Origin of the sequence: Halolamina salina (assembly GCF_042678005.1) — an archaeon.
Classification (GTDB): domain Archaea; phylum Halobacteriota; class Halobacteria; order Halobacteriales; family Haloferacaceae; genus Halolamina; species Halolamina salina.
The window spans coordinates 1-8,146 of sequence record NZ_JBHUDH010000011.1 but is presented as its reverse complement, the minus strand read 5'-3'; the positions used below and the strand labels follow the sequence as shown (position 1 = coordinate 8,146).

Here is an 8,146-nt window from a genome sequence, read left to right as displayed (position 1 = left end):
GTCGAGATGGGGCAGGTCATCGGCGCCGCCGGCCTCGAGGGTCCGGAGGTCGACATCGCGCTCTCGAACTTCGCCCGGAAAGGCTACGGCGAGATTGAGAGCGGCGAAGTGACCGCGGACCCGGACGCCGACCCCGACGCCGATCCGGAACTCGCTGCACTCGAACGGATCGACACCGGCGAGACGGTCGACGACGAGGCGCTACTCGACCGCCTCGCGGAGCGCGGCCTGATCGAGCGCGAGGAACACACCGTGCGCTCGGTGCTGCTGACCGACGACGGCGCCGACGCGCTGATGGCCGGCGTCGAAGCCGCCGAAACCGCCGACCGGCTCACCCCCGAGATGCTCACCTCCGGCGAGTGGCAGGAGGTGGAGTTCACCGACTACAACGTCGAAGCCGACGCGACCGAGGCTGAGGCGGGGAAGGTCCACGTGCTCCGCCAGGCCGCCGAGCGTGTGAAGGACGTGCTCGTCGGGATGGGGTTCCAGGAGATGGACGGTCCCCACGCAGACGCCGACTTCTGGATCAACGACGCGCTGTTCATGCCCCAGGACCACCCCGCGCGCACCCACTGGGACCGCTTTGCGCTGGACGTGGACCCCGTCGAGGACCTCCCCGAGGACCTCGTTCGCGCGGTCGAGAACGCCCACCGCGAGGGGGTCGGCCCGGACGGCGACGGCTACCACTCGCCGTGGGACGAGGATTTCGCCCGCGAGGTCGCGCTCCGAGGGCACACCACCTCGCTCTCGATGCGCTACCTCTCCGGCGAGGCAGAGGGCGACCTTGAACCGCCCCAGCGTTACTTCTCGGTGCAGAAGGCGTACCGCAACGACACGATCGACTCGACGCACCTGCTGGAGTTCTTCCAGATCGAGGGCTGGGTGATGGCCGAGGACCTCTCGGTGCGTGACCTGATGGGCACGTTCGAGGAGTTCTACGAGCAGTTCGGGATCACGGACGTGCAGTTCAAACCCCACTACAACCCCTACACGGAGCCGAGCTTCGAGCTGTTCGGCCGCCATCCCGAGACCGGCGAGCTGATCGAGATCGGCAACAGCGGCATCTTCCGGGACGAGGTGCTGGAGCCGCTGGGCGTCGAGTGTGACGTGATGGCCTGGGGGCTCGCGCTGGAGCGGCTGGCGATGCTGTACACCGGCGCCGACGACATCCGCGACCTGCACGGTACGCTCGCGGACCTCGAGTTCCTGCGGAACGCGGAGGTGATCTACTGATGCCCGTCGTCGACATCGACACTGACGAACTGCGCCGACTGACCGGCCACGAGGAGAAGGACGACGACCAACTCAAGGAGGACCTGTTCGGCCTCGGCCTCGAGTTCGAGGGCGAGACGGAGGACGGCGACCTCCAGTTCGAGTTTGCGCCCGACCGGCTCGACCGGCTCTCCGTCGAGGGCGTCGCCCGCTCGCTGCGCTACCACTACGGCGACGACCGCGGCGTGACCGTCCCCGACACCAACGACGCCGACTGGACGATCGAGGTCGACCCCTCGGTCCCGAGCGAGCGCCCGTACGTCGCGGGCGCGGTCGCACGCGGGGTGGACTTGGATGAAGACGCGCTGGACTCGCTGATCCAACTGCAGGAGAAGCTCCACGCGACGATGGGCCGCAAGCGCGCGAAGGGCGCCATCGGCATCCACGACCTCGCGATGCTGAAGGGCGAACGCATCGAGCAGCGCGAGATCGGCGAGGACAACGAGCTCGAACCGCCCGAGGACCTGACCCCCGTCGGCGGCGACGAGGGGCAGACCGACCTCGGCAACCCGACGATCACCTACCGCGGGATCGAACCGGAGGGCGACGAGTTCGTCCCGCTGGACGCCGACCGCGGGATGACCCCCGCCGAGGTGCTGACCGACCACCCGACCGGCGAGGAGTACGCCGACCTCGTGAGCGAGTACGAGCGCTACCCCGCGATCTACGACGAGCTGGGGCTGTTCTCGTTCCCGCCGGTGATCAACGGCCAGCGCACCGAGGTGACGACCGACTCCCGGGAGCTGCTGATCGAGCTTACCGGCACCGACCAGTGGACGATCGACCGGATGCTCGCGATCATCTGCTACGCGCTCGACGCCCGCGGCGCGACGCTCGAGGACGTCGACGTGGTGTACGAGGACGGCGCCGCCGGCGAGCACGCGGGCGACCACCTCGTCCGGCCGGAGCTCGATACCCGGGAGAAGACGGTCTCCCACGAGCAGATCGAGACGACGCTCGGGATCGAACTGGAGATGGAGGAAGTCGTGGACCTGTTCGAGCGCTCCGGGCTGGACGCCACGACCAATCTCGGTGACGAGACGACGTACGAGGTGGAGATTCCGCCGTACCGGACCGACGTGCTCCACCCGATGGACCTCGTGGACGACGTGGGCCGAGCGTACGGGTTCGGCGACCTCGAACCGAAGTACCCCGACATCGGCACCATCGGCGGCCGCCACGAGCGGAGCCGACTGGAGCGGGCGACCCGGACCGCGCTCGTGGGCCTCGGCTTCGAGGACCTGCTGAACTTCCACCTCTCCTCGCCGGAAGAGAACTACGAGCGCATGAACGTCGAGGAAGGCAGCGACGCCCTCGGCGGCGGCGAGGCGGTGAACGTCACCAGCGCCTACAGCGAGGACTACACGCAGCTCCGGACGTGGGCACTCCCCTCGATCATGCACGTCTTGGAGAACAACACCCACCGGCGCTACCCGCAGGAGCTCGCGGAGGTGGGCTTCGTCGCCGAGCGCGACGACGAGGAGAACACGGGCGTCGCGGAGCACCGCACGGTCGCGGCCGCGATCGCGCGCACGGACGCGACGTACGAGGACATCAAGGGGCGACTGCAGGCACTCGTCGGCGAGTTCGACGCCGACCTCGAGACGCCCGCGACCGAGCACCCCAGCTTCATCGACGGCCGCGCGGCCGAGGTCGTGATCGACGGGGACTCGGTGGGTGTGATCGGCGAGATCCACCCGAAGGTGCTGGTCGAGCGCGATCTGGAGGTGCCGGTCGCGGCGTTCGAGTTCCGGCTGGACGCGCTCTCGGACTGAGACTCCGTTCCAGCCCGCCCTGTGGCGCGTTTTCACAGGACCGAGCTATTTAACAGGCGTTCACGGGAACGTTCACCCAACATGCCCAGCGGCCCGTACGACGCCGACGTCGTCGAGGAGAAGTGGCAGGATCGGTGGCTCGACGAGGACACCTACGCCTACCGCGAGAGCGAGGTAGACGATCCGAACACCGCCTTCGCCATCGACACGCCGCCGCCGACGGTGTCGGGCAGCCTCCACTGGGGCCACGTGTACGGGACGGTGCTGCAGGACATCGTCGCCCGGTTCTCCCGGATGCAGGGCGAGGAGGTGTACTACCCCTTCGGCTACGACGACAACGGGATCGCCTCAGAGCGCCTGACCGAGCGGGAACTCGACGTCCGCCACCAGGACTTCTCCCGCCGGGAGTTCCAGCAGAAGTGTCGGGAGGTGTGTGCGGAGTTCGAAGAGGAGTTCACCGAGAACATGCAGTCCTTCGGCTTCTCGATCGACTGGAACAACACCTACCGCACGATCGAGCCGCAGGTCCAGCGGGTCTCTCAGCTCTCCTTCGTCGACCTCTACGAGCAGGGCAAGGAGTACCGCCAGCGCGCGCCGGCGATCTGGTGTCCGGAGTGTGAGACCGCGATCTCGCAGGTCGAGACCGAGGACGACGAGCAGGACAGCCACTTCCACGACATCGCGTTCGACGTCGTCGATCCGGAGTCCGCGGGCCAGGACGACTTCACCATCTCGACGACGCGACCCGAACTGCTCCCCGCGTGTGTCGCGGTGTTCGTCCACCCCGACGACGAGGAGAACGAGAACCTCGTCGGCGAGTCGGCCCGTATCCCGCTGTTCGGCCACGAGGTGCCGATCATCGCCGACGACCGCGTCGACATGGAGACCGGCTCCGGGATCGTGATGTGCTGTACGTTCGGCGACCAGACCGACATCGAGTGGTACCAGGCCCACGATCTGGATCTCCGGGTCGCGATCGACGAGTCCGGCCACATGACCGACGTGGCCGACGAGTACGAGGGGATGGCCGCCGCCGACGCCGGCGAGGCGATCGTCTCGGATCTCGAGGACGCCGGCGCGCTGCTGGACCGCCGGGCGATCACCCACACCGTCAACGTCCACGAGCGCTGCGGCGTCGGCGTCGAGTTCCTCGTCGCCGACCAGTGGTACGTCGAACTGCTCGACAGCACCGACGAGTACCTCGAGGCCGGCCGCGAGATGGACTGGTTCCCCGAGAAGATGTTCTCGCGGTACAAACACTGGATCGAGGGGCTGCAGTGGGACTGGTGTATCTCCCGGCAGCGCTCCTCGGGGATTCCCTTCCCCGTCTGGTACTGCGAACAGTGCGACGAGGAGGTCATCGCCGACAAGGCCGACCTGCCGGTCGATCCCCTCTCGGACGACCCGCCGGTCGACGCCTGTCCCGAGTGCGGACACGACGAGTTCGTCCCGGAGGACGACGTGTTCGACACGTGGGCGACCTCGAGCCTGACGCCGCTGATCAACGCCGGCTGGGACTGGGACGACGACGCCGGGGAGTTCACGATGGACAACCCCGAGCTGTTCCCGATGGACCTGCGCCCGCAGGGCCACGACATCATCAGCTTCTGGCTGTTCCACACCGTGGTGAAGTGCTACGAGCACACCGGCGAGGTGCCGTTCGACTCGGTGATGATCAACGGGATGGTGCTCGACGAGAACCGCGAGAAGATGTCCAAGTCGAAGGGCAACGTCGTCAGCCCGCAGGAGGTCAAATCGCAGTTCCCCGTCGACGCCGCGCGGTTCTGGGCCGCGGGGAGTTCGATCGGCGACGACCTCCCCTACCAGGAGAAGGGCCTCCGTGCCGGCGAGAAGCTGCTCCAGAAGCTCTGGAACGCCTCGAAGCTGGTCGACTCGCTGACCCCCGAGAGCGTGCCGGACGTCGACGAGTCAGAGCTGTCGGCGCTGGACCGCTGGCTGCTGGCGGAACTCGACGGCGAGGCCGAGTTCGTGAAGGAGAAGCTCGAGAACCGGGAGTTCTCGAAGGCCCGGGACAGCCTCCGGAGCTTCTTCTGGGGGACGTTCTGTGACGACTACCTCGAGATCGCCAAACAGCGCGTCCGCGAGGAGGACGACGACTCCGCGAAGTACACGCTGACGGTCGCCCACCGGCGGTTCCTGAAGCTGTTCGCGCCGATGCTCGCCCACATCACCGAGGAGATCTGGCAGGACATGTACGCCGGGGGAGAGGAGTTCGACAGCATCCACCGCAGCGCGTGGCCCGAGCCCACGGGGATCGACGCCGACCACGAGGCCGGCGAGACCGCGATGGCGGTCGTCGGCGCGCTCCGGCGCTACAAGAGCGAGCGCCAGCTCCCGCTCAACGCCGAGCTCTCGACGGTGTCGGTGTACGGGAACGTCGACGGCTTCGAGAACGACATCCGGAACGTGATGCACGTCGGGGAGCTCGAGCGGCTGGCCGAGGAGCCGGAGGTCGAGTCGGTCGTCACCGGGATCGACCTGGACTACTCGGTCGTCGGGCCGGAGTACGGCGCCGACGTGCCCGACATCGAGGCCGGCATCGAGAACGGCGAGTACGAAATCAGGGAGGAGACGCTGTCGGTCGCGGGCCACGAGCTCTCGGCCGAGGAGTTCACTGTCGAGCGCGAGCGCCAGTACACCGGCGAGGGCGAGATGCTCGAAGCCGACGGCGCGCTCGTGATCGTCGAAGAGTAAGGCGTCGCGGCTCTTTCTACAGATCGGCGCCGACGGCCTCCGAGACGTGGTCGAAGCCGTCGCGTTCGAGCAGGTCGAGCAGCCCCTCGTTGATCTCGCGGGCGAGCGACGGCCCCTCGTAGACGAGGCCGGTGTACAGTTGGACCACGTCCGCGCCCGCGCGGATCTTCCGGTAGGCGCCTTCGGCGTCGCTGACGCCGCCGACGCCGACGACCGGCACGTCAGTTCGTTCGGCGACGAAGCCGACGAGACCCGTCGAGCGCTCCTCGATGGGGTCGCCCGAGAGCCCGCCCGGTTCGGCCTGACTGGGCGACTGGAGGCTCTCTGGGCGCTCAGTCGTGGTGTTCGCAACGACGACGCCGTCGAGGTCCTTCTCGGCGACCACGTCGAGGGACTCCTCGATCGCCGGGCCGGGGAGGTCCGGGGAGAGTTTGACGAGCAGCGGGGCCGCGCCGGCGTCCTGCAGCTCGTCGACGATCGCCTCCAGCGAGTCACGGTTCTGGAGCGACCGCAGGCCGGGCGTGTTGGGGCTGGAGACGTTGATCACGAAGTAGTCCGCCGCGTCGGCGACGCGCTCGTAGGTGTAGCGGTAGTCCGCGGGCGCGTCCCCGAGAGGGGTGGACTTCGACTTGCCGAGGTTGACGCCGACCGGGACGTGCGGGAGCGCGGTGTCGTCGAGGCGCGCACCGACCGCGTCCGCGCCCTCGTTGTTGAACCCCATCCGGTTGATCAGCGCGCGGTCCGGCCGGAGGCGGAACATCCGCGGGCGGGGGTTGCCTTCCTGCGCTTCGGCGGTGACGCCGCCGACCTCGACGTGGCCGAAGCCGATCGCCGCCAGCGCACGCGGGATGCGGGCGTTCTTGTCGAAGCCGGCGGCGACGCCGACGGGGGTGGGGAAGCGCAGGCCGAACGCCTCGGTCGCGAGCCGGTCGTCGTCGACGACGTAGCGGTCCCGGAGCAGCCCCTCGACGGGCGTACCTTGAACGGCTTCGAGCCCGCGGCTGACGAGCGTGTGGGCGGTTTCCGGCGGCAGCGAGAACAGGAGCGGTTTGACGGCGTCGTAGGGTCCCATCTGGTCCTCAGAAGTCGTGTTCCACGTCCTCGGCGTCGGCGGACTGGATGATGATCTTCCCGTCGCGGACGCGCACGAACACCTCCTCGCCGATCTCCATGCCGGCGACCTCGAGCTCGTCCTCGTGGAGGTTCACGTGGACGTTGTGGTACTCGCCGTTCTCGTCTTTGGCCCCGCTCGGGCTGAGCTTCTTCTTGCGGACCATCTGGTCTGTCTATCCCCGTTTGGCTTCAGCCGATACTAAAGTGTTGTCTCCGCGTGCGGCGCGCCCGAGGCTCTGTCGGGTGGATTTCGGGTTATTTTCATATTATAGACGGCGTTACCAACATTGCAGTATATAAAACTCCCGCTCACGCCGGTCGTTTGCCCCGATATTTTTATATCGAACCCTGTGCACCACTCCCATGGCGAGAAACCATGGTACGAGAAGACGGTAAGCGGAACTTCGCGCTCCGAGAAGAGGACGGCGAGGACAGCGTGTTCTCCGGCAACACGCCCCGGCAGGCGGCCCTGAAGGCGGCTCGACGGCTCGAGCCGGCCGACTCCGAGGACGACGCCGACCGCGTCCCGATCGAGCTCCGGGAGAAGGGGACCGACAAGGTCCACATCTACGAGGGCTGGGCGTGGGAGGAGGAAGCCCCCGAGAACAAGCCCGACTGGATGCCCGAGGTCATCACCGAGGCCAACGTCTCCAAGCAGGGGATCGAGCACCTCGACGAGTAGCTCCCGGGCGTCGATCCCGACAGGCGTATCAGTTCCCGCGTCGCAACGACCGACGCGCGGTACCACGCGGCCTGACTCCGTGTGAGCGTGGGATGACTGGCCGCCCTCCTGCCGCGCGATACTTTTCCGGGTAGCGTCGCTGCCGGCTCCACCCCGTGTGAGTACGACCCGCGTGAAACCGCATGACGTGGCGTCGATAGTCCGACGGGGTTAAGTAGTCGCCACCCATCGAATGGAATGCGAAGGTCGCCGGGGCGGTCGCCCCCGGTGACACCCGGACTCGCTCGGTGCGAGCCCGGTACGATCCGACGCCCTTAAGTGGAAACGGGCACTCGGAAGGAATACGCAGAGGGCAGCGGGGTTCGGACTGAGGTCGGCTCGGTGAACCGCTGTCTGCGACGGATGAGGATTCCGCCCCCCCGGTCCGCCGTAGGACGGAATCTGATGCGAGCCTTGGTAGTTCGGTGTCCCCCGGTTCGGCCGGTGGACAGCGAACGGTAACCGATACGCAATACCAGATTGGTAACGATCACGACGTGTGATCCGACCCGCCACCCACGTGCAATAGCACGTACACATTCCGGTTGAT

6 protein-coding genes are annotated in these 8,146 nt (G+C 67.4%); 4 read left to right on the top strand and 2 right to left on the bottom strand.

The window, feature by feature from the left end; translation table 11 throughout:
• The 3 genes from pheS to ACFR9S_RS01245 form a co-directional block, all read left to right on the top strand.
• Positions 1–1,233: phenylalanine--tRNA ligase subunit alpha (gene pheS, locus ACFR9S_RS01255; protein ID WP_379817830.1), on the top strand; the 1,233-nt coding region annotated here is incomplete at its 5' end.
• Complete coding sequence (pheT, locus tag ACFR9S_RS01250; RefSeq protein ID WP_379817828.1) at positions 1,233–3,047, top strand: phenylalanine--tRNA ligase subunit beta; 1,815 nt, start codon at positions 1,233–1,235, stop codon at positions 3,045–3,047. The genes pheS and pheT, both read left to right, overlap by 1 nt.
• 81 nt (positions 3,048–3,128) lie before the next feature.
• Positions 3,129–5,762 (top strand): valine--tRNA ligase, encoded by a 2,634-nt coding sequence (locus ACFR9S_RS01245; protein ID WP_379730763.1) that lies wholly within the window; start codon positions 3,129–3,131, stop codon positions 5,760–5,762.
• A 16-nt stretch (positions 5,763–5,778) separates the two neighbouring features.
• On the opposite strand, the gene ACFR9S_RS01240 is transcribed toward ACFR9S_RS01245, so the two are convergent.
• Both ACFR9S_RS01240 and ACFR9S_RS01235 read right to left on the bottom strand, forming a co-directional pair.
• The gene (locus ACFR9S_RS01240) at positions 5,779–6,834 is read right to left on the bottom strand and encodes a quinone-dependent dihydroorotate dehydrogenase (RefSeq protein ID WP_379817826.1); all 1,056 of its coding nucleotides are present in this window, start codon (positions 6,832–6,834) and stop codon (positions 5,779–5,781) included.
• A 7-nt stretch (positions 6,835–6,841) separates the two neighbouring features.
• Entirely contained in the window at positions 6,842–7,039 is a 198-nt protein-coding gene (locus ACFR9S_RS01235; RefSeq protein WP_053946810.1) for a SymE family type I addiction module toxin, read from the bottom strand.
• Positions 7,040–7,251: 212 nt separating this feature from the next.
• Here ACFR9S_RS01235 and ACFR9S_RS01230 point away from each other — a divergent pair, with 212 nt between their 5' ends.
• Positions 7,252–7,557, top strand: a complete 306-nt coding sequence (locus ACFR9S_RS01230) for a non-histone chromosomal MC1 family protein (RefSeq protein ID WP_379732320.1) — start codon at positions 7,252–7,254, stop codon at positions 7,555–7,557.
• Positions 7,558–8,146: the final 589 nt, after the last annotated feature.